This is a genomic window from Novacetimonas cocois, from assembly GCF_003311635.1.
GTDB lineage: Bacteria > Pseudomonadota > Alphaproteobacteria > Acetobacterales > Acetobacteraceae > Novacetimonas > Novacetimonas cocois.
In genome coordinates this window covers 64,850-84,051 of the sequence record NZ_QEXL01000011.1, presented here as the reverse complement: position 1 = coordinate 84,051, position 19,202 = coordinate 64,850, and the positions used below count along the sequence as shown (strand labels likewise).

Sequence of the window (19,202 nt, the reverse complement as noted above, 5' to 3'; positions counted from 1 at the left end):
TGTTCGCGCAGCGCCCTGATCCGGTCGTAGCGCACCGAACGGTATTTCGAAGCGTCGGCATCGATTTTCGTGCCGTCGNATCGATACTACACCCAGACGCAGCAGACCCGTCTCGCGCGCCAGAAGCAGGACTTGCGCAAATGCAGCTTCAATGGCTGTCCGGTTCGTCCGGTGGAAGGTAGCAATCGTATCATGATCCGGATGCAGGTTCGCCGCCACGAAGCGTATGCTGATATCGCGATATGTTGCCCGCTCGATCCGGCGTGAGGAAAAAATCCCGTTCGCATAACTGACGATCAGAAGTGCGAGCATCAGACGCGGATGATACTGTGCCTTGCCACCCGTGCGTACTGGCATAGAAAACGCATTCATCGGAACCCGTTCAACGGCAGCTACAACGAAATGCGCCATATCATCAGCCGGAAGCCACGACTTTAGATCAGGAGGCAGAAGATACGGCTGAGACCGGTCAAACGGGATGAAGCTGCTCATCACGCCACCTTACAACCTCTCCCCTTCACAGGGTACCCCAATCCGACAGGCTGCTAGAGGGTGTTATGTACTTTTGTGCGTGGGGTTTGCGAACAGGCGCGACAGCAACTCAGGAAGGAACCGGACCTCGATCACCTTGAGGAGCGATTATGGATAGACCTACACCGACACGCACTGATGTCCATGATGGCCCAGGTCTTTCTCCGGTCCCGGCGCCCCACGGCGGTCGCCGGAAAAAAGGAGTTACCGGTCCACCTCCACAACCCGGTCTGCCAGCGATACGACAGGCCATTCTTGATCACATCCTGCGCCCCCCACCAGACAATGCCCGCACTGTAGAAACCATTTACTCCAGCCCCTCAACACATGCTGCCAGAGTAGTGCTAGGGGCCGTTCAATCTGACGATCGAAACCAGCAGCGCAAACGACACGGTCAAGGCCTGATCCTCGTCCGTGATAGCTAGTGGATACCGCGTTCCTTTCTTGCGATACTCCTATCGAGCAACGTCAGTCCATGCGATCATTTGCTCCGTCGTTTTGCAAAGACGAATGAGTTACAACATACTGGAATAACCAAAAAGTTTATAATAAACTCAATACAATATATACGATATATCTCTTACTTTTACCATAGTTTATGGATATTTTTATATTACCTTTATTGTAGTTATCTAACGGGTTTACCATTCCAATTGCAGGAATTGCAATTTCTTCTCTACTGAAAGAGGGTTTACCTAATAATATATGAACTTCATCTCTACTCATATTGAAATCAATCCCAAGAGGCAATTCTTCTGTATACCCTTTATATCCATTTCCATATTCATCACTATAAATGAAAATAGCATTTATATAATTTACATTCCCTTCCTTAGATAAACAAAAACCCTTATCATAAAACTCGTAATCGATTCTTCCATCTATATCCTCTAATTTATTATAGTATTTATTTTTTATACAATCTATTTTTTGTGGAATCTCTCCTATGACGCTCGCTATATCTATCATTTACACCATCCAAATTTTGTATTTATATCGATTATCTATTTTCTGCCCTTACTACCCTAATATTTTTTCCTGATATCTCTCCTGACCTTTTCAGCCGCTACGAGCAAGTCTTCGTGGTCGTCCTGAATTTTCTGAGGGCAATTAGATCCACCATATGTCCGCGATATTTTTTGATGATTACTTGCACACATCACCAGTATAGCAGCCCCTCACGCGGATCTCTCAGATTTGTCGGGTCGTAAGTGACACGCCTGTCGTCTCCACTGCAAATCTTTTTTTTGCTGCCACAAACGGAATATGATCGGGAACATATCGATCTTTCTTGCTTCTAAAGCGTGTCGCGATGCCTCTGAACTGCCTCAGTAAACAAAAAGAAATATCACAGATCAAGAAGGAGCATAAGCTTCGTGATGATCCGCCCAAACGTACAGCGGCCTGCCGTCAAGAATGTGCTGGCAGCAGCAATTGAACGTGACCCTGTTCAGCAATGCTGCACATCTCATGTCTCCGTTTTCTGGTGAAGAGGCCAACCTTGCCCAGTATGACGGTGTGGAACATGATCGATCGCTCATCGACCACGCGCATCCGGCGTCGAAACCAACAACACACGCCAGGAAGCCCGACAGGACATGCCTGACTACATCGAAATGTTCGGGATTCCCTGCTTTCCTCAACTAACCAGTAAGCTGACGAACTGCCTCAAGTTCCGTTGCCGAAACCTTTCCTTTGAGCTTGGCGTTCCGCACCCGCCAATCCAGACTTCTCACCTGATCAGAGAGGACCACACTGGCAGGTTTTACGACCACGGCCACTTCAAACGAATAGCCTGTGATTTTAGTGGTCATGTGGCAGCAAAGCATCATCCCCGCTTTGGCATTATAACTGGCAGGGCTGAGAAGCACCGCAGGCCGATGCACAGCCTGTTCCCGCCCCGCCTGAGGGATCAAATTCCAACCAGACAATGTAGCCGCAGTCAGGAAACCACGTGACTGCAATTTGGTGTTCACCTGCTTTCGTCACCTACAGACTGTCCAAAGTCAATTTCATCATGCCCGTTCAGATCGGTAATCTCGGCGACGAGATCTTCCAGTTTGAGCGGTGTGGCGCGAACTGGCTCAATGATAACTCGACCATCTTCCTCATGGACATTCATCATCTGATCATCCTGACGTTCGGGTGATGCATGGATGCCTGATTGCCTTATAGCCAAGCCCGATAGGCCGGGCTGATCAGTCAGCCCTCGGCCCTTTTTGCTTTCGTGCCGGTCTTCCGTACCGCACGCGGTCTCGCTGAAGTCTTGGAACCCGGCGTTTTCTTTGGCGATTCTGCGGAAGATCCGGTTTCAGTTGCCGACGACCTCGATCGCTTCGAAATCGTTTTTTTGGGGGGTACTACAGCCTCAGCAGTATCGACCAACACTTCTTTCGTCGCACTATCGACAGAAGGTGCTGCGGTTGCTTCGTCCACGAGAGCGGTCTGGGGCACCAAAACCTTACGTCCAAGGCCCGCGTCTCGCGCCAGAGCCGCCCGCATTTTGGCATACTCCGGAGCAACCATGGGATAATCCATAGGAAGCTGCCACTTCTCTCGGTATTGCGTTGGCGTCATTCCGTACCTTGTCTGCAGGTGACGCTTGAGCATTTTGAGTTTTTTGCCATCTTCCAGACAGACGATGTAGTCAGGGAATACCGACTGCTCGACTGGAACTGCGGGCTGCTGGGCCGGAATGCTACTGTTTGTCTCTGGGACCGGTGTTGTTTCGCGGATAGCAGCGTAGACATCGCGGATAAACGCCGGGACATGTTCTGTCGGCAGAGAGGTATTGGTATTGCCGAGATGCGCTGCCACGATGTCGCTCATGGCAATTACAATTGCCGGGGATAGGTCGTCCGATTGGTCCATGATAAAGCCTCTCCGCTATATTTTTACCGAATAACATTGCCGGAGTGTAAGTCTTTATGCAATCGGCAAAATATGGCGTATCGAAAGCTGAATTATATATTGCGGTACGTTGCCTACATCGATCACATTGCACCATGAACATCAAGTTTTACGCAAATTGTATGCGGCGGAGCCTGCCCCTGATTACGCTATCAGACGGCGTAAACTGGCTTATGCAGCGGGCCTTTCACGAAAACTACGGCTCACCTCAATGTCGATGATAAGTTTTTTAGTCCGAATATATCCACACACGAATTTTCCATGACGTGGGGAGCGGATACAGTATTTATCTCTATCACCTGTCTGATGATCACACCGGGTTACCCCTGCAGGTAATGCGGCCAGTCATGGCTGTGTAACGATATAGCCGCGTTTCAGGCGATAACGGATCATCGCGGTCAGAGCATTCACCGCGGCGCCTTCGTCGGGATAGAGATCCACGCGCTGGGTGCCAGCTGTCCCGATCCTGCCCCAGTTACGAACAAGTGCGGCGCCGCCAAACAGGTCGGGCTTAACTGACAGTCCGTAATACCGCCACTCATTGAAACTGGGTTGAATACGGCGCAACTGGACCGATAGCGGGAACAATCCAAGCTGTATTGTTTTCCCTGGGGGAACGGCGCTCCTTGATCTTCTGGATGTCATATTGGTCCTGCGCATCGCATGATGCTAACATGCTCTATTATCCAAGTACAGATATTCTGAACTCCTTTCAGTCTTTTGCAACGCTACGTGGAGCATGCATGGATCATTTCCTGCGATCTGTAGGTCGGATGGTACGATGCGGATGTCTTCCGATACGCCAATCATCCAGCACATTGGTGGTTGCCTCAAGCCATGACCCGGTCGGAAGATGACGTAGAAGACGCTTTTTCTCGCCACTCAGGCGTGAGTGTCAATCGATCGGCCAAGGAGCACTGTGCATGTTTCGAACATGCGTTGCCCGCAGAATACAGACGATACACTTGGTAACAATAATGAGATATACGTTACAACAAGACGGAATCGTGTAGATTGAGCAGCCTGATCATGAGTCCGTGGAGCTAGGTGACCAGATTAAATCACGACGGAAATCGTCAATAATAGCAAAGTATATCGGGTTATGCCGCTCCAGCGCTCCGTAAGAAACATGGCAACCGTGCACTGCGTTGCTTCAGTGTGTTCGTCTTGATCCGTGTGAGGATAACATGAAGTTTGATGAACTTCGCTCGCGTTTCGAGCTTATCGATGACGAACCATCCGGACAGCTATGTCTGACGCTGGTTCAGGCGATTTTAGCGCTGAGATGCAATATTGAATACATTGCTTCTCCAGCGAAAACATCAACTGCCAGGCGTGAACAGGCAAGATCATTGCACCCCATTCTGGTGCTGTGCCACGAAAAAGGCCGTCAGTTGAAAGACGACCATCCGAATTCCCATTATTTGCAACTCCGCGTTGATATTCTTGTAAAAATGATAAGCGAGATGTCGGTCGAGGAGTTAGGAAGCGAAGCAGGAGAGACGTTTATTCTCTTCCCGATCAACCCCCCTTTTGAAAATCCCCTGTCTCGAGAAAGGGGGAACGAAAAGGAATGATTTTTTAATCGCAGTCGCATGATCAGGGCGTACGGGACATAGGTATTGTCCGGAGTCCGCCATGCGCAGTTTCTACGTGTTGCCATTTCTCCTGCTCATGCACGTGCCGGCGCGAGGACAGCAATGCTCTGTGTCTACTCCGATTGAGTCCAGGAGCGACACCATAGGGCCGCCCTTGGAACACAATGATAAAGATAGGACGGATGCAGTCGCCCACCTTGGGGTCGCAGGGGCCAACATCGAAAAACTACCCGATCTCCACGGCTTCGAAGCTGGCATCGCCCATACCCGGAACGAACTCCTGGTCTTTTTCGCCCCGGAAAGCCACGCGATCGTGCTTAGCGGCACGCTGATTCCGGTACCCTACGACACGCTACGTTCCCTGGCCGGATCGCGCGCCCACGATCTCGCGCCGGTCGATGGCATCAGGGGAATGTTTGTTCGGGCGGATAATCGTTTTCAGGTCGTCTATGCGACCCCGGATGGCAAGGCAGCAGTCGCGGCCCGCATGTGGGGCGCCGCTGGACAGGACATCACGAAAAACCAGATCAGGGGCATTCCTGGAGCCGTCCCAGAAATCAGTATCTCTGGCGCTTCATCCGACGCTAACGAACAGTCCGGGCTCCAGGGTCTCGCGGGAGGCCTTATAGGGATACCTTCAGCCCCGGAAGTCATCATGTTCATAGACCCGCAATGCATTTACTCGACGAAGGCAATGCATATCCTTCAGCCCGCAATCGATGCGGGGAAAGTTCGCCTGAAAATAGTCCCGCTGTCATTGCTTGATTACGAGGATAACGGCGCCAGTACCGTCAATGCGAGAGCCATGCTGTCGCTTCCGGCACACGAAATGGCACAAGCGTGGGTCAACGGTCGTCTAAACCCGGGATTGGCTGCACCTGAACCGGATAGTGGGGAGAAGCTTGCCCGTAATACCCGGATTGCACGGCAGATAGGGCTCACAGGGACACCAACGTTCGTCTGGATGCACCGCAATGGCGGGATCGGCCGGCTCGACGGCGTTCCCACGGATGTCGCCACGTTTCTGACCTCGGTCTCGCAATGAAGACACGACAGGACCAGACCGGCCCGCGACGTTTTTTTGCAAGAACGCGCAAGCTTGCCCGCCTCGTGATTGGCGATCCACGTACATTGGTCGCCTGGTCCGATGTGACGAGAAATGCCGCGCTGATTGAAGCCCTCGGGAAGGCATTACTGAAGCCTAAAGCCGGCATGCAGAACCCGCGGGCGCCAGACGGTACCCCTATTGATATCGCCGCGATTGCTGCCGAATATGGCGTCGAACCCCGCGTTGTCGCGATCTTACTCGATCAGAGACAACATGAGACATACAGGCGGGCGCTCGCTGCCAGTATGCTCGCCGTTGTTCTGGTTCTTGGCTGGACCGGAGAAATGCTCCTTTCCCACTGGAAGGGCAGCCAAATCCTTGCTGCGCTGGAGTTCGCACCCTTCTGGACATTTCTGACACTTGTGGCGTTTCAGAACGCGTGGCTCAACTGGCAGATCCGCGAACGCCGCCTAGGTTCCGCTCGCCAATTTGTCGCCACCGCCGACAGCCTCATTCCCCGCAGGCCGTAAGCGTAAGTCCGTCTGCATTGCGCTGGTGAATAGACAGGATCGGCGGAGCACTCAGAACGTGCCGGGAGGCGCGTTCTTGTCGCCGCCCTGAGCGCCTGTTGCCCAAGAGGCGTGTTCATAATCCTCGCGCCCCGACATCGCCCGTGGATCATCAGGCCGGACGATCGTACCGGCGCGATCGTACGTGGGGGGTGTCCAGATTACGTGTGTCGATCCGTATGCAGCGTGCGGATCATAACGCGCATGCCTGGTTGGGGGAGCCTTTGGGCCATGCACATGGGCAGCGGATGACACGTTGCCAGCGCTGCATGCCGCAAGCCATGGGGAGAGGACAAGAGGCAGAATGAAATGTTTCACGAATGGTCTCCCGCGTAGAGGCGACCATCCTGACCAAAGATCTTGCGACTAGGGCTGCCGCTTTCTCCATTCATTTTCCATGGAAAGGTAGCCCCAAATCCGTCGTTCCATGTTCTCGGCTTTAGTCTTCAGCACTGTATGCTCATCGCTAAGTCGATGGTATTTGTCGTGGGCTGCCTCAAGATCGCACGCTAGGCGTTCCTCTCGGTCCCCAGCAGCCTTGAGTTGAGCTGCCTGCCGCGCAGTTGCTGCATCTGCAAGAGCGAGGGTGTCTTTCAGGTCTTTGATCTGAGCCTCCAGACCAGAAGCATATTCCCTGGATCTGAGCAGATGCTCCTCAAGTCTGTCAGATTCCGCGTTCTTCTGTCGCAGTAAACTTGTCATCTGCGAAAGCAGGTCAGCGAGTTCATCGGCTTCTGTCGGTCGCGCAGACCGTCGGCCGTAAAGCGCACGTTGTATGGAGTTTCCCAGCGTCTGTTCGTACTGGTGCGATGCACGTCCCAACATGAACGCTGCAGCCCCGCTCAGGCCACCATAGTTCGACATCTCAGTTCCTCCTGACCCTAAAGTCAGACGCTCTTTTTCATTGTTGTATCACTTATTAGAGCCCGAGCACCAGAAGATATGCCACCGTTGCCTTGTCCCGGCCCATTCTGATTATCTGCTTTATTTCCTGCCAGAGACTGCTGAATCGAGAGCAACGTGCCCGCCATACCGACAACGGCGGCGTCCCGGCTGAACTGGTCGATGTCGACCCGGTCCACGTCACCAAATCCGATCATGGCGGGAACCCGCTGGGGCAGGATCGAGATCATCCTGAATGAAATGAACGCCAGGGTGACGTGAATCATGACAAAGAGGCTAACCAGAACAATCATGCCGAGGAAGTTGCTGACAATCCAACCGTTTGACAGCACCAGTCCGGCCGCAATGCCGAAACACATGTGGATCAGCCACGACACTGAATCAAATATAAAATATCCAAGGAAAAGCCCGAACAGCATCAGCACCGGCCGGAAGATGACATTGAACAGAAGGGCATAACCCTGTTTTGCATGACCGTGCAGCCCCTCCCCGTTCATGGTCATATGCGCGAGCATCCACAGAGGCGCTGCAATCACGGACTCACAGACCATGATGAACCATCCAGCCACGGCAAACATCCACATGACAAACGGGATCATCGGGATGACATAGGCGATAGTGAGGCCTGGCATAAGCATGGCGAAACAGCCGCCGATAATCGGCGCGCCAAAAAAGTGCATCAGCGCGTGCCCGGCCCCTGCCGCTACAGCACCTTCAGGATTCCCGCTCAGAAGCGACAGCACGCCGATACCGACGGTCCCGGCCGTAGAAGAAAGAACCGACGCAGTGCCCATGGTGAGAAGGGCGGTCGTGATCATCCAGTTTCCAAGTGACATGAGATTGCCAAACGGATCTGTCCAATAGCCGTTCGTCCCGGACGGCTCGATAAATCCGGTCACAATCTGCAGGGCGTAATCGTTCAGGTGCAAGGCGCGGAACAGCTGGTCGAGCACACCTGCACCGTCTCCACCCGGTATCGCGCCCGTGTACAGGTCAGCATTCCCGCCCGGCGCGGTCACGCCATCCTGCGTCGCAACCATGCTGTCGATGTTTTCCATAAAAGTGTCCGCAGACTGCACAAGAGGCGCAATGTCCGAGGCAAGATAGTTTCCGAGACCGGAATAGGATGGCGTGGTGATGGTTGGCGTTGCGGTCATGAGAGACAGGGTCTGGCCGTTGAGGCGCGCAAATTCGAGATAGTAGGCTCCTGCGCCGGTCCATCCGAGAGTATCCATCTGGCTGCTGGTGTTGACCGCATCTCCGTTCGTCGAAATCCCCCATTGGTGAAGCGCGAGCGTCTGATTGTTGACCGTATCCTGAAGCTTAGACCGCAGTTGTGCCGCCTGCGTCGTGAGACGCGACGCATAATCGTTGGTGGCATTGACGATGATGGTCATGAGTGGGGCCAGTGACGCTGTCGTTTTCGTCTGCCAGTAATTCTGCGCGACCTGCGCAACCTGGCTGCGAATGTCGCCAAGGATCACGGAATCAAGGACCTGTTTTTGCATGCTCGCCTGGTCAACCTGGAAACCGGCCAGATTCACTGCGTCAGTGTTGGGCGCCTGCAGACTTACGGCCCCGCAAACCGGTGTCCCGTCTCCTGCGCCGGCTGCCATATTGTAAGAATAGTTGATGATTCCCATCTTCCCGCCGGTCACGGACAGGACGGTCTGCCCGGTCGGGGCCGCAATCAGGTTCGTGTTATTCGCAGCAATGTTAATAATGGCCCGGCAGAACTCATTTTTCACAAGACCGGTCACAATCCCTTTTGTGCCGGGGATAAGGGGCTGTGCGATGACCTTGCCGTCTGGTCCGATTGCTTGCTTCGCCTTGTCATAGACGACCTTCGCCATACCGATGCCCCAAAGCGAGCCCTGCACGACAACGGCCTGCGCCGCATTGAAGCCGGTTGTCGGAAGCGGCCACATCAGGATGGCCGCAATCCCGATCCGCACAATCGACATGCTGGTCTGGTTGTTGCCAAGGAGTTGCGCTGTTTCTGCCCCCCGGTGGATGTTCATGAAGTAGATATAGCTTACGACCGCCATCGCAAATGCCATGACAAACCCGGAGAACCACCCGATCATGGTTCCTATGACGGTCGCCTCGTTGCCGATGCTGGGCGCGCCCGTATCCTGGCCGAAAACCGGGAACACGGACCGGATGACCTGCGCCGCCCAGTCACTGCCTGGATCAAGCAGGTCCCATGTCACGTTATAGCCCGTGCTGCTGGCTGCATCTCCCGAACCGGTCGCAACAACCGTCTGCGCTGCAGCGGACACGGTAAGAGCCGACAGAAACAGGACTGGCAGGATCGCGAATACAGGGCGACGAAAGGGCGTCATGGTTTGTCCTCCAGCAGCACGGTCACGGCGCAGGACTGGCGGTGGGACCGGGATGCATCCGCGTCATGAAATCCGTGACCGCAGTCACGGCCTTGTGCATCATCTCGCGGACTTTCTCGCTCATGTCTTCCAGCGCACTGGCCCCCTCTTTTTTTCCGGGCACTTCGGCAGCAGTCCTGCCAATCTCAGCATCGATCTGGGTGAAGCGCTGCGTCACACTGCCGGACATTCCCATGCGCTGGCCTGTTGCCTCGGCGGCTTCCCTTCCCTTTCCGTAGGCTTCGAGCCTGCTGGTGACATTCTCCAGTTGCGCCGCGAACGCCTGGTTATTCTGTTTCTCCGTCACAAACTGGCTATGCAGATCGGCATACCGGCCACCGGCCTTCATCTCTGACAACACACCGGCAACACCGTCAGGGTCGCCCTTTCCTGCATCTGAAATCGCCGCCATGATGGAGGAAGCTGGCCGCTCCATGAGGTCACGCAGGGCCTCCACCGCCTGCTTTCCCAGACGTTCGGTCGCCTCCAAGCTCTTTTCGTCACGCGCGTTGTGCAGCCGGGTGCTGAAATCGACGGCCTTTTCCATCCATGATGATGCCGGGCTCGCAGGCTGGCTATCAATGCGCGAGGCAATCGCTTCCGCAAGGCGGGCAAAGCCGCCACCGCGAATAACCTTGACGTCCTCCTGATCCCTGGCCGCCGCGTTCATTTCCCGGGTGTTCGCTGCCGCATTTTCCTTTGTTCCGTTGCCATCCATCGTCGATCGGCTTTCCGGCGCATCTTTTGCCGGATCTGTCTGTTTCTCTCGAAAATCCTTCTGGGGATCCATCGTATGGGTCTGTCCGGGCTGGCTGCTGGCTGACTGCTCCGGTCCTGGCGGAGCGCCCTCCCCCGGGGACGCCATTCCTCGGGTTTTGTCCGGCTGACCTTTTTCATCGTGAGCAGACCCGGCCGCATGGTCATGCCCTGGCGCTGGCTGGTGCTCTGGTTCGGGAAAGACGGTCGCCCTCAGGTTCTCGATGGTGTGCGCGATGTCTGGGTGGTCTGGATCCTGACGTCCTTCAACCAGTTCGCTGGCAAGTGTCCGGATTGCGTTTACTTCTGGCTGCTGAAGGCGATGCGTTTCACGCATCATCGCAGCGACCACAGGTTCGTTCAGACCTGGGTAATGCGCCGCGCGCTCTGTCATCTCGGTGCGGAGAGGATGCTCCTTTTCAAGCGTCGGTCCCAAAAGGCGCTCTACATCCTGCACAGCGTATGCGACGCGCGTACGGAAGCCGGGATCATTATGAACGTCAGGCTCACGGGATTCCTGCCGTAGCCGATCATATGCGGCGGCCTGCCCGGGTGCCTGCTTCCTGTATTCGGACTGCACGCGATCAAGGGTTTTCAGCACATCCTCGATATCGCCTGTTTTCTGCTGGGCCTCAGACATGGCAAACCTCTAGGGATTGATCGTGGGGGAAGGCATCGGTGTCAGGCCGTCCTTGAAGGCGACCTCTTCTTCCTGCGCAACCCGGGCAGCTCCCATGGTCGCCAGGTAGAGCCCGAGACGGTAGTTCTGCAGCGCAAGGTAATTGGACTGCGCCATCTCGGTGGCAACTTCGCGCATGACGGACGCGGGAGGCATTGCCTGGAGCGAGGCGTTCCAGCTTACGCTGGAGACCCTGCGATTGACTTCCAGCGCCATGGCCTGCAGCCACGACGCCTTGTCGAGCGGCGTGAGCCCCTCGGCCGTCATTTCAGCCTTCTGGTCCCGCGTGAGCGCGACAGACGGAACACCAAGAGATGTGACGTAGCCCGTGACCCAGCGGGCAAGAGACATACGACTGTTGTACGACCGGCGCCGGGTTGCGGCTTCACGTCCCCGAAGGCTGGACAGCTGCTCGCCACGCAGGGCCGCCGGCGCTACCGGCTGGATGAGCGTGGTCGCATAATCATTGGCTGCATCCACTGCGCCATCCGCGGACAGGGTATCAGCGCCGAACAGGCTGGCAGCACGCTGGTCGGCGTTCGGCAGCCGGGACACGGAAGAGCAGAGCCCCTGCGCCACGTCGTCGGATGAACAGTAGCGCTTGAGGTGCAGGGACATGTTCGCATCCGTGCCCTGTGACTTGCCGTAATAGGAGGGCGTCCCCTGACCTGCCTCACCACGGGGATCGCTCACGGTCGCGATGGCGTACACTGCAGAGCGCGCCGCTTTGGACGCGGCCACGGTGGACTGCTGGGCATCAAGGCCCGCGCAGAATTCCGGATTCATCATATGCTCGTCCCGGATTCCGGTTTCCTGCTGACGCCGTAGAAATCCGGCCATCGCCGCGTCCTGGGCATCCATGAGTTGCGACTGGGCACCGACCTGGGCTTTCGCGTAATTGGCAACCTGCGTGAACCCCTTCGTCAGGAGAGACGCAACGGAATTCGGGTTTGTAAGGCTACTGAGATTTGAATCGATGCTGTCCGTCAGGTTTTTCGTCATCGTATTGAGGGCGTTGCCCGTGAACGCCTGAAGAAGCTTGATCGCTGCAACGACAGCGGCATCACTGAAAAGCGCGTATGCCGGACGCGGCGTGACTGCCAGCACGCAGACGCACGAAGCGGCACCAATGGCAACCATCTGAAGCCTGCGCATCAGAATACTCCGTCCACGAGATTGCTCAGGCTGTATCCGGTCGGAAGCTGGGGAGATCCGTTGATATACAGGTCAGTCGTACCGCTCGACGTCCCCGCAATGGCAGTCGCAATTGGTGGACCACCACCACCGAAGCTCAGGCTCGGGCACATGAGTCCGCTACTCGAGCCAAAACCGAGCCCCAGGTTAACGCCTGACAGACTGAGTCCACATTGGGTCGACCCCATGGCGTTCCCCCATGCCGCCTGTGCGGCCTGACAGACCTGGCCACCTATCTGGCCCTCGACGGCCTGCAGGAGGGCTGCGGGGTCAAGGCCGTTCGTGATGAGATTCAGTCCGGTGCCGTTGAAAAAATTGCTCAGGCAGGACAGGCCGTTGACGCTATCCGGCTGCTTTTCATAGGCGTCGTTGGCCTGGACGCGTTCGTTTACGGCTGTTGCCGCCGCCTGGGTCAGGGCGGCGCAGCCGACGCTTCCCGTAGATGTCGTGGCACCAGAGGCGGCTGATGACGTGGTCTGCGCATGCCCCTGTATCGATACCAGAGCGGCAGCCACTGACAACAGGACACGGAAGCGCAGACGGATCATGCGGCCTCCTGACGTATAGCCGGACGCGTCACAGCCTCCAGCAGGGCAATCCTTTCCGGAGCAAAAAGGCGATGAAGCGCCTGGCGCCTGCTTTCCGAGATCACGCCCCGTCCAAAAGGGCTGTCCGGCGACAACAGGTCCCTGCGGCCGCGCAGATAGGGGATCAGCGCGTCAAGGGAGCTGACCAGATCAGGCCATTCATGCGGCGCGACACCAGAGAGGATGGCGTGCCACGCCGTCCTCGCTGTCATGTCGTTGTCCAACATCGCGATGACATCCTCTCCGCCCCTGATGCGCCAGATCTCGCCGAGCGCATCCAGTGCAAGGGCGACATTGGGCATCGGGGAAGGAGGCCCGGATTTCCGGACGGATGAGGGCTTGTTCATGGAACCTTCCTCGGGTGATTACGACGAAGGTGTCGGGCCATCATGCGACCGGTCAGCGAATTCGACGTCGGACCGCGACTTTATTATGACCAACATCAATGACGTCGCCCGCCTGGGCTACCGTGGTCGCCAGAACCTTGTTCCATTCCCGGCCGCCCTGCCAGTCAACAGGAACGCTGGTGTCAACGTCCGCCGCGAACACGACACGCACCCCATGCGGAACGATCTGGCGTATGGCGAAGCCAAGTGGAACCTGCTTTCCGTATCCACTGGCGATATGGAAATATCGACGGGCTGGAACATTGCCGGATGTTCGAGGATCCGTACCAGTACCCAGCAATACGCCCGGCCCTTCCTGACCAGCATCTCCCGGTGAGGGTAAGGTCTCCCCGCCGGTCGTCCCCGTTGAGGGCAACGTCAATGCCAACTGGGGCGGAGTGTCCGGAGAGGTTGTCTGGACCAAATGAAACGCGGCAGGTGTGACAGATATGGGGCCAGAGGCCAGCGCCATAACCACAGCAGGCATAACAGGCATATGAGTGTCTCCATCAAGTTCTCCTGACCAGAGCAGCGGCCTTTGCGACCTCAGACACCTTTTTTACGGACGTCATCTCGACTATCATGACGTTCCATCACGGCTGATCCCCTGTCAGGACGCGGCCAGTCGATATCTTCTGGATGTTGGAAGTTTCTTTTGCTGAGGAAAATGCCCGCCGTGAGAGTAAACGAAAATGTCCCATGACAATGGCAAGATGCAAGCCGAGGCTTTATTTGCATCCGGCCAATTATATAGAGACATCGGGGAAATCATTTATGATAGGCGAGCTGCGCTTGACTGGACGCAGGTACACCTCGCCAAACTGGCACGGTTGAATGTATCGGTCATACGGAGCATCGAAGCCGGTCGTCCGGTTTCCCTGGAAACATTATCGGCGCTGCTACGAGTGTTTGAGATAGATCCGCGCGATATTCTTCCGCAAGGTGCACCAGAAGGTACATGGTTTGCCCATCTGGATCTGGTGGCATCCGCCACGCAGCTGAAAAAGACCATGAAGCAGTGTTCGGACTACAATCTGGCAATCCAGAAATTACGCGACATTATTGGCAATATTTCCAAGACGTTTAACCTGCCGGAAATACCGGCCAGATTGCCGATCGATCATTATTCACACAGTGTCGCCTTCACCTCGGGGGAACGGCAGGACCTCCTTGAGATATTTGGGCGCAGGATTCAGATCTTCAGAACGCTTCAGGGAGCAACAGCGAGCCAGATCGCTCATAAATCGCACGTTTCCCTGACCAGCCTGAGCCTGATCGAAGCAGGGCTGAGAAATCCGAGCCTTGAAACGGTTTATCGCATCGCCGAAGGCCTGGCCGTCTCCGTTTATTACCTGATCCCGGGAATACATGACGACGCAGATCTTTTGCGTTCCCTGGACATGACCGCGTGGGCAATGTCCGCGCAATCACAACTCGAAGCCCTCGCTGATCTCGAATCCATTATTGGTCACCTCGACGATATCGCAAACCACTGACCGGGTGCATGAAGGTATAAAGACTGTCAGGAAAGGGGTCTCTTTTCTTATGGCAGACCCTATGCCTTGGGCTGTCCATTCCAGGTGATGTGCCCCGGCGGATCACCAACGTGGACCGGAAACCGCGTCTGGAGTCATATTGGCGCGTTCTGCGCTATTTATTTCTTGACGGTTATATAACGCTTAAGAGATATTATTCCCAAAACACGCAGCCTATCCCGAAAACGCGATGACGAGGGCATACCGCCATGAAGTCAGCATCGTTCGGCCAGGTCATAAAACACGGTCTGTTTACATGGCTTCAGACCTATCCCACGCAAGAAATGACGCGCGCCCTCTATGCCAGGCTGTGCGACGAGGTCCTTGTAGCGACATTGCTTACCCTGACAGTGCAGGAGGTGAAGGAGTCAGTCGCGCAATGGGCCGACCGCCCCCAGAATGTTTTTTATGAAGCGCCTGCACGCAGGGGAGCATGGACAAGGACCCAGTTGCTCATCCTTGGCCAACGCTGGCTCTGTGGTGATAAAACCGCCGACATAGCCGAGATGCTTGGCCGCTCGGCCGGGAGCGTGCGTGCAAAAAGAAAGCAGCTTGGCCTGCCACCGCGCATCAGGCTCTCAAAAATACAGGCGGAGACCATACTTGCCGAAAAGCGGAGCGCCATTCCCGCAGATCCCGAAGCTGTCCTGACATGGGAACAGGCCTCCCTGCTTCCTCATGAAGCCCGACGGGGACGGACATGGCTTGTCAGGAACAGCCTCAACAGGCTGACCCTCACAGGACATAAGGGAGGAGACAAGGTACGGTGGCACGAGGCCGCCAACATTGAAATCGCCTACCGCCATTTTGCATTTCAGAACCCGCGTGAAATTGCACGGGACTTCCTTATTTCGGAAAGCGCGCTGAAATCCCAAAGCTGCTGGGAACAGCTTCCGCCACGACGCGGCGCCAAAGTGCCCTGGTTCATTCACGCGAGGGCCGAATATTATATCGGCGAACACCAGTACATCCGGCGGGAATGCCTCTGCAAGAGCGGATGCTTTTTCTGGACCACCCGCAAGGGTGGTGACCGGGTCAGCAGACGGTACCGCCGCAGCATTGCCGCCACGCATGGCATTGCCGCCTGAGTAGTAGCGGGAACCGTCAAAGAAAAAACGTGCCGGTCGCAAGATAGACTTCCAGCCTGCTCTCATCACCGTCGGGAAATGAGAGTAGAGTGATGATCACCTTTTTTCATGCCCCCGTAAGGGAGGCGCGCCATGCGGCTGTTTAATTCCGCAGTAACCAGGCGGCTTACCGACCCCGACTTTCAGGGGATTGTTGTAGACAGATCACTGCTGCTCAACATCGCACTGGCGGGCGTGGTCATCGTGTTCGCGGCGCACGACGCCTATATCCGTGCACACCCGCCCACACCCCTCTATTTCTACGTTGACGGCCAGAATGCTCCCCGACCGGCCGTGGCCCTCACCAGTCCGGTACTTGGCCAGGACCAGCTTCTCGGCTGGGCCGTCAAATGGGCGATCGCACCCTACAACATCAACTATCGTGATTTTCCAACCCAGATGAACACCGCGGGCGCTCACTACACGCTCAACGGATGGAACACCTTTGCAAAGTCTTTCATTACGCAGGGGAATCTGGCGAAACTCAGGGATGCAAAACTGCTCTGTTATGCGCAGCCGACACGGGCCGCGACCGTACGCGCCGAGACTGTCGTGCAGGGACATTCGCGCTACGTAATACAGTTCCCTTTCATCCAGACCTGCGAAAACGTCAACCAGCAGAATACGCAAATGCTGATGGCAACCGTGACGATTGATCGCGTGGAGGACCTGGATCACCCGGATGGACTGGCCATCGAACAGCTTGTCGTCTCGTCGGGTAGGGAGTGACAACCGTGCGAATTCTTTCTCTCTTTCCGCTGACCCTGTCCATCCTGCCACTTGCGGCACTCGCACAGCAGCCATCACAGCCCGGGCCTGCGGCAACGACACCTGCAGACGATCAGGATCAGGCAGCCGAAGATGAAGCCGAGCATGAGGCCATTCCGTTCACGCCCGAAGAAATCCTTCGGCTGGGGGAACGCCTGAAGGACGTGCGTCGTGCCACGGAGCAGGTCGGTACGGAATTCGCGACCCCTAATGCGCGCCCTGCGATCCGTGTCTCCTTTGCGCCTGGTCAGCAGACAAGCCTGATCTTTACGACAAAAGGCTATCCGACCGCATTGTCCTTCGTGGACAGCACGGGACAGCCCTGGCCGATCGCATGGAATACGTCTGGCAATTCCGCCAACCCGGACGGCAGCACGAACTGTGCTTCCGGCAAAAGCGGCGCATCAGCCGGAAATCCTGCGGTTGAGACAACAGGTTTCTATACCTGCGTCCCGTTCAAGGGCTCCAATACCATCAATATCGAACCGATGTCGCTCCAGCCCAGAGGTGGACTGCTCGTAACGCTTCAGAACGCGCCAAAGCCGGTCTCCTTCCTGCTGATCGCGGGGCGTGGATCCTACGATGACAACCTGACCGTTCGCATGTCCGAGGGAGGGCCCAATGCCCGGGAGCCGGTCGACAGCCGCCCCGGAGTGCCCGCGACAGGCGAGCCCTACATGAACGCCATGCTAAGCGGCATTCCACCAGCGTCAGCCGTTCCGCTGGCCGTCGAGGGTATTTCACCCGACGACGTGCGCGCCTGGCGGATTGGAAACGAGGTCTATCTTCGCACGCGCCTTCATCTCATGACGCCCTCCTCGGACAGCATGGAGCAGGGTGAAGGGGGATACACGCTCTATGCCTTCCATGAGTCCCCCGTTGTCCTTCTCTCCGATGCGGGACGGACGGTCTCGGCCCATATCAGGGACGCACAGTGATGAAACCCAGGTTCAACCAGCTGCTCAGTGATGCGTCGCGGGGCGGAAACCGGCGTCTGCTCGCAATCCTTGGGAGTATCGGCACCGTTCTTGGCGTCACGCTACTCATCTCCACCATCCACCGTAAGGAGCTTCCACGCTCGGACCCCGGCAGGCCGCCCGCCGCCAACCCCCTGCCCGGCGGCCTGAATTCCAATCCGCGCCAGCAGGAACTCCGCGAAGATCAGATCCGCGACGAGGCAGACCGGGCACAGACTGCGGGACAGTCGTATTCACCCGATATTGCACCGGGCACGCCCACCCATTCCGACGACAAGCTTCCCCCGCCTGCGGTTGCTCAGGAGGTCGGGGCGGACGTCAACCCGGCGATGGCCAGGGCCGCCGCGACGCCAGCCCCGCACGCGCCTGAGGTCGTACCAAGCGTTCCCGTCGTACCAGTACAGACGGATGCAGCCTTCCGTGCTGCCATGCCACGTGACCCGCAGCTCCAGAAAGACGCCATCACCGCATACAGACATGCGATCATGGATCTCGCTGGCCGTCTTGATGGACGCTTTCCGGTCACAAATGTCCTGTATGAAAAGACGGAAACCGGAAGGGAGCAGACAAAGAAACCGGTGGTCTCCCCTTCAATAACTTCGGCGGCGACAGCAAATTCCCAGACGGCCCTCTCCCGCGTCCTTGTTCCTGCCGGGCGGGGGATTTACGCCCATACGGTTTCAGCAACCAACAGCGATCTCGGGGGAGAAATCATCCTGGAAGCTGATTCAGGTCCACTCGCTGGCGACAGGATGAAAGCATCCGTCAGAAGGGCCGGGGGACATCTGAACAGGCTGGTTGTCCGCGTTGATCAGGTCTTCCATAAAAATGATCCAACCCCGATCCAGGTCGAAGGTATGGTGGTTGCGCCGGACACCATGGAAGCTGCGGTGGCCTCAAGCGTTGACCAGCTATACGTCGAGCGCTTTGTTCTTCCCGCCGCAGCCGCCTTTGTCCAAGGGCTCGGGCAGGCGATCGAGATGACGTCGAACACGACCGGTTCGATCGGAGCCCTCGGCAACGTCAACTACGTCCAGTCACTGAATTTTCCGCAACAACTGGGCGTGGCGGCCGGTGCAGCGGCCTCGCAGGTCAACAGCGCGCTCATGCAGCAGATGCCGACCCAGCCGCGCGTAAATCTTGCCGCTCAGGTCAGTGTTGGCGTGATCTTCATGTCGGACGTCGTCATGAAGAAGTAAGTTTTCGGGCACCGGTCGCATGATATCGGCGAATTCTGCACTCTCTACCAG

20 protein-coding genes and 1 pseudogene (1 of these 21 cut by a window edge) are annotated in these 19,202 nt (G+C 56.4%); 9 read left to right on the top strand and 12 right to left on the bottom strand.

The window, feature by feature from the left end; all coding sequences use genetic code 11:
• The 6 genes and pseudogenes from NJLHNGOC_RS09615 to NJLHNGOC_RS09590 form a co-directional block, all read right to left on the bottom strand.
• Nucleotides 1-492: pseudogene (locus tag NJLHNGOC_RS09615) on the bottom strand (IS1182 family transposase); it reaches 862 nt to the left of the window's first position.
• 582 nt (nt 493-1,074) lie between these two features.
• A complete protein-coding gene (locus NJLHNGOC_RS15690; RefSeq protein WP_133258722.1) occupies nt 1,075-1,500 on the bottom strand; it encodes a hypothetical protein in 426 nt (141 codons plus the stop codon).
• 674 nt (nt 1,501-2,174) lie between these two features.
• Nucleotides 2,175-2,507 (bottom strand): type II toxin-antitoxin system PemK/MazF family toxin, encoded by a 333-nt coding sequence (locus NJLHNGOC_RS09600; protein WP_239021451.1) that lies wholly within the window; start codon nt 2,505-2,507, stop codon nt 2,175-2,177.
• Nucleotides 2,504-2,656, bottom strand: coding sequence for an AbrB/MazE/SpoVT family DNA-binding domain-containing protein (locus tag NJLHNGOC_RS15975; RefSeq protein ID WP_165837908.1), 153 nt, complete (start codon nt 2,654-2,656; stop codon nt 2,504-2,506). Before NJLHNGOC_RS15975 ends, NJLHNGOC_RS09600 begins: the two co-directional genes overlap by 4 nt.
• Before the next feature lie 77 nt (nt 2,657-2,733).
• Entirely contained in the window at nt 2,734-3,360 is a 627-nt protein-coding gene (locus NJLHNGOC_RS09595) for a MucR family transcriptional regulator (RefSeq protein ID WP_239021450.1), read from the bottom strand.
• A 426-nt stretch (nt 3,361-3,786) separates the two neighbouring features.
• Nucleotides 3,787-4,086: a WGR domain-containing protein gene (locus NJLHNGOC_RS09590; RefSeq protein WP_113596185.1), complete on the bottom strand. Its 300-nt coding sequence runs from the start codon at nt 4,084-4,086 to the stop codon at nt 3,787-3,789.
• A gap of 542 nt (nt 4,087-4,628) precedes the next feature.
• On the opposite strand from NJLHNGOC_RS09590, the gene NJLHNGOC_RS09585 reads away from it, so the two are divergent.
• The 3 genes from NJLHNGOC_RS09585 (at nt 4,629) to NJLHNGOC_RS09575 (ending at nt 6,617) form a co-directional block, all read left to right on the top strand.
• Nucleotides 4,629-5,018, top strand: coding sequence for a hypothetical protein (locus NJLHNGOC_RS09585; RefSeq protein WP_113596184.1), 390 nt, complete (start codon nt 4,629-4,631; stop codon nt 5,016-5,018).
• Between the two features lie 61 nt (nt 5,019-5,079).
• Nucleotides 5,080-6,084, top strand: a complete 1,005-nt coding sequence (locus NJLHNGOC_RS09580; RefSeq protein WP_206059759.1) for a thiol:disulfide interchange protein — start codon at nt 5,080-5,082, stop codon at nt 6,082-6,084.
• Nucleotides 6,081-6,617, top strand: coding sequence for a hypothetical protein (locus tag NJLHNGOC_RS09575; RefSeq protein ID WP_061275198.1), 537 nt, complete (start codon nt 6,081-6,083; stop codon nt 6,615-6,617). Before NJLHNGOC_RS09580 ends, NJLHNGOC_RS09575 begins: the two co-directional genes overlap by 4 nt.
• A gap of 405 nt (nt 6,618-7,022) precedes the next feature.
• On the opposite strand, the gene NJLHNGOC_RS09565 is transcribed toward NJLHNGOC_RS09575, so the two are convergent.
• From NJLHNGOC_RS09565 to NJLHNGOC_RS09540, 6 genes are read right to left on the bottom strand one after another with little or no spacing between them, the layout of a single operon-like run.
• A complete protein-coding gene (locus NJLHNGOC_RS09565; protein ID WP_061275192.1) occupies nt 7,023-7,520 on the bottom strand; it encodes a hypothetical protein in 498 nt (165 codons plus the stop codon).
• A gap of 23 nt (nt 7,521-7,543) precedes the next feature.
• A complete protein-coding gene (locus tag NJLHNGOC_RS09560; protein ID WP_113596183.1) occupies nt 7,544-9,904 on the bottom strand; it encodes a DotA/TraY family protein in 2,361 nt (786 codons plus the stop codon).
• A gap of 22 nt (nt 9,905-9,926) precedes the next feature.
• Nucleotides 9,927-11,339, bottom strand: coding sequence for a hypothetical protein (locus NJLHNGOC_RS09555; protein ID WP_113596182.1), 1,413 nt, complete (start codon nt 11,337-11,339; stop codon nt 9,927-9,929).
• Between the two features lie 9 nt (nt 11,340-11,348).
• On the bottom strand, nt 11,349-12,533 hold the full coding sequence (locus tag NJLHNGOC_RS09550) for a hypothetical protein (protein ID WP_007396696.1): 1,185 nt from the start codon (nt 12,531-12,533) through the stop codon (nt 11,349-11,351).
• On the bottom strand, nt 12,533-13,120 hold the full coding sequence (locus NJLHNGOC_RS09545) for a hypothetical protein (RefSeq protein ID WP_087608994.1): 588 nt from the start codon (nt 13,118-13,120) through the stop codon (nt 12,533-12,535). Before NJLHNGOC_RS09545 ends, NJLHNGOC_RS09550 begins: the two co-directional genes overlap by 1 nt.
• Nucleotides 13,117-13,461 carry a hypothetical protein gene (locus NJLHNGOC_RS09540; RefSeq protein WP_113596181.1) on the bottom strand — a complete coding sequence of 115 codons (345 nt, stop codon included), beginning with the start codon at nt 13,459-13,461 and terminating at the stop codon, nt 13,117-13,119. Before NJLHNGOC_RS09540 ends, NJLHNGOC_RS09545 begins: the two co-directional genes overlap by 4 nt.
• 43 nt (nt 13,462-13,504) lie before the next feature.
• Here NJLHNGOC_RS09540 and NJLHNGOC_RS09535 point away from each other — a divergent pair, with 43 nt between their 5' ends.
• The 6 genes from NJLHNGOC_RS09535 to NJLHNGOC_RS09510 all read left to right on the top strand — a co-directional run bounded on the left by NJLHNGOC_RS09535 (nt 13,505) and on the right by NJLHNGOC_RS09510 (nt 19,151).
• Entirely contained in the window at nt 13,505-13,882 is a 378-nt protein-coding gene (locus tag NJLHNGOC_RS09535) for a hypothetical protein (protein ID WP_113596180.1), read from the top strand.
• A 355-nt stretch (nt 13,883-14,237) separates the two neighbouring features.
• Entirely contained in the window at nt 14,238-15,041 is an 804-nt protein-coding gene (locus tag NJLHNGOC_RS09530; protein ID WP_113596179.1) for a helix-turn-helix domain-containing protein, read from the top strand.
• A gap of 569 nt (nt 15,042-15,610) precedes the next feature.
• The gene (locus tag NJLHNGOC_RS16355; RefSeq protein ID WP_239021449.1) at nt 15,611-16,168 is read left to right on the top strand and encodes a hypothetical protein; all 558 of its coding nucleotides are present in this window, start codon (nt 15,611-15,613) and stop codon (nt 16,166-16,168) included.
• Nucleotides 16,169-16,300: 132 nt separating this feature from the next.
• Nucleotides 16,301-16,936, top strand: a complete 636-nt coding sequence (locus NJLHNGOC_RS09520; RefSeq protein WP_010515538.1) for a DotI/IcmL/TraM family protein — start codon at nt 16,301-16,303, stop codon at nt 16,934-16,936.
• The gene (locus tag NJLHNGOC_RS09515; RefSeq protein WP_113596178.1) at nt 16,933-17,913 is read left to right on the top strand and encodes a DotH/IcmK family type IV secretion protein; all 981 of its coding nucleotides are present in this window, start codon (nt 16,933-16,935) and stop codon (nt 17,911-17,913) included. The genes NJLHNGOC_RS09520 and NJLHNGOC_RS09515 overlap by 4 nt, the downstream gene beginning before the upstream one ends.
• A complete protein-coding gene (locus tag NJLHNGOC_RS09510; protein WP_113596177.1) occupies nt 17,913-19,151 on the top strand; it encodes a DotG/IcmE/VirB10 family protein in 1,239 nt (412 codons plus the stop codon). Before NJLHNGOC_RS09515 ends, NJLHNGOC_RS09510 begins: the two co-directional genes overlap by 1 nt.
• The last annotated feature ends 51 nt before the right edge of the window (nt 19,152-19,202 follow it).

Bases quoted from the DNA above. Each gene is read 5' to 3' on its own strand.
- NJLHNGOC_RS09540 (WP_113596181.1), bottom strand. From the start codon at position 13,461: ATGCCCAATGTCGCCCTTGCACTGGATGCGCTCGGCGAGATCTGGCGC.
- NJLHNGOC_RS09535 (WP_113596180.1), top strand. From the start codon at position 13,505: ATGGAACCTTCCTCGGGTGATTACGACGAAGGTGTCGGGCCATCATGC.
- NJLHNGOC_RS09545 (WP_087608994.1), bottom strand. From the start codon at position 13,120: ATGATCCGTCTGCGCTTCCGTGTCCTGTTGTCAGTGGCTGCCGCTCTG.
- NJLHNGOC_RS09565 (WP_061275192.1), bottom strand. From the start codon at position 7,520: ATGTCGAACTATGGTGGCCTGAGCGGGGCTGCAGCGTTCATGTTGGGA.
- NJLHNGOC_RS09575 (WP_061275198.1), top strand. From the start codon at position 6,081: ATGAAGACACGACAGGACCAGACCGGCCCGCGACGTTTTTTTGCAAGA.
- NJLHNGOC_RS09560 (WP_113596183.1), bottom strand. From the start codon at position 9,904: ATGACGCCCTTTCGTCGCCCTGTATTCGCGATCCTGCCAGTCCTGTTT.
- NJLHNGOC_RS09510 (WP_113596177.1), top strand. From the start codon at position 17,913: ATGAAACCCAGGTTCAACCAGCTGCTCAGTGATGCGTCGCGGGGCGGA.
- NJLHNGOC_RS09530 (WP_113596179.1), top strand. From the start codon at position 14,238: ATGTCCCATGACAATGGCAAGATGCAAGCCGAGGCTTTATTTGCATCC.
- NJLHNGOC_RS09595 (WP_239021450.1), bottom strand. From the start codon at position 3,360: ATGAGCGACATCGTGGCAGCGCATCTCGGCAATACCAATACCTCTCTG.
- NJLHNGOC_RS15690 (WP_133258722.1), bottom strand. From the start codon at position 1,500: ATGATAGATATAGCGAGCGTCATAGGAGAGATTCCACAAAAAATAGAT.
- NJLHNGOC_RS09520 (WP_010515538.1), top strand. From the start codon at position 16,301: ATGCGGCTGTTTAATTCCGCAGTAACCAGGCGGCTTACCGACCCCGAC.
- NJLHNGOC_RS09590 (WP_113596185.1), bottom strand. From the start codon at position 4,086: ATGACATCCAGAAGATCAAGGAGCGCCGTTCCCCCAGGGAAAACAATA.
- NJLHNGOC_RS09585 (WP_113596184.1), top strand. From the start codon at position 4,629: ATGAAGTTTGATGAACTTCGCTCGCGTTTCGAGCTTATCGATGACGAA.
- NJLHNGOC_RS15975 (WP_165837908.1), bottom strand. From the start codon at position 2,656: ATGATGAATGTCCATGAGGAAGATGGTCGAGTTATCATTGAGCCAGTT.
- NJLHNGOC_RS09555 (WP_113596182.1), bottom strand. From the start codon at position 11,339: ATGTCTGAGGCCCAGCAGAAAACAGGCGATATCGAGGATGTGCTGAAA.
- NJLHNGOC_RS09550 (WP_007396696.1), bottom strand. From the start codon at position 12,533: ATGCGCAGGCTTCAGATGGTTGCCATTGGTGCCGCTTCGTGCGTCTGC.
- NJLHNGOC_RS09580 (WP_206059759.1), top strand. From the start codon at position 5,080: ATGCGCAGTTTCTACGTGTTGCCATTTCTCCTGCTCATGCACGTGCCG.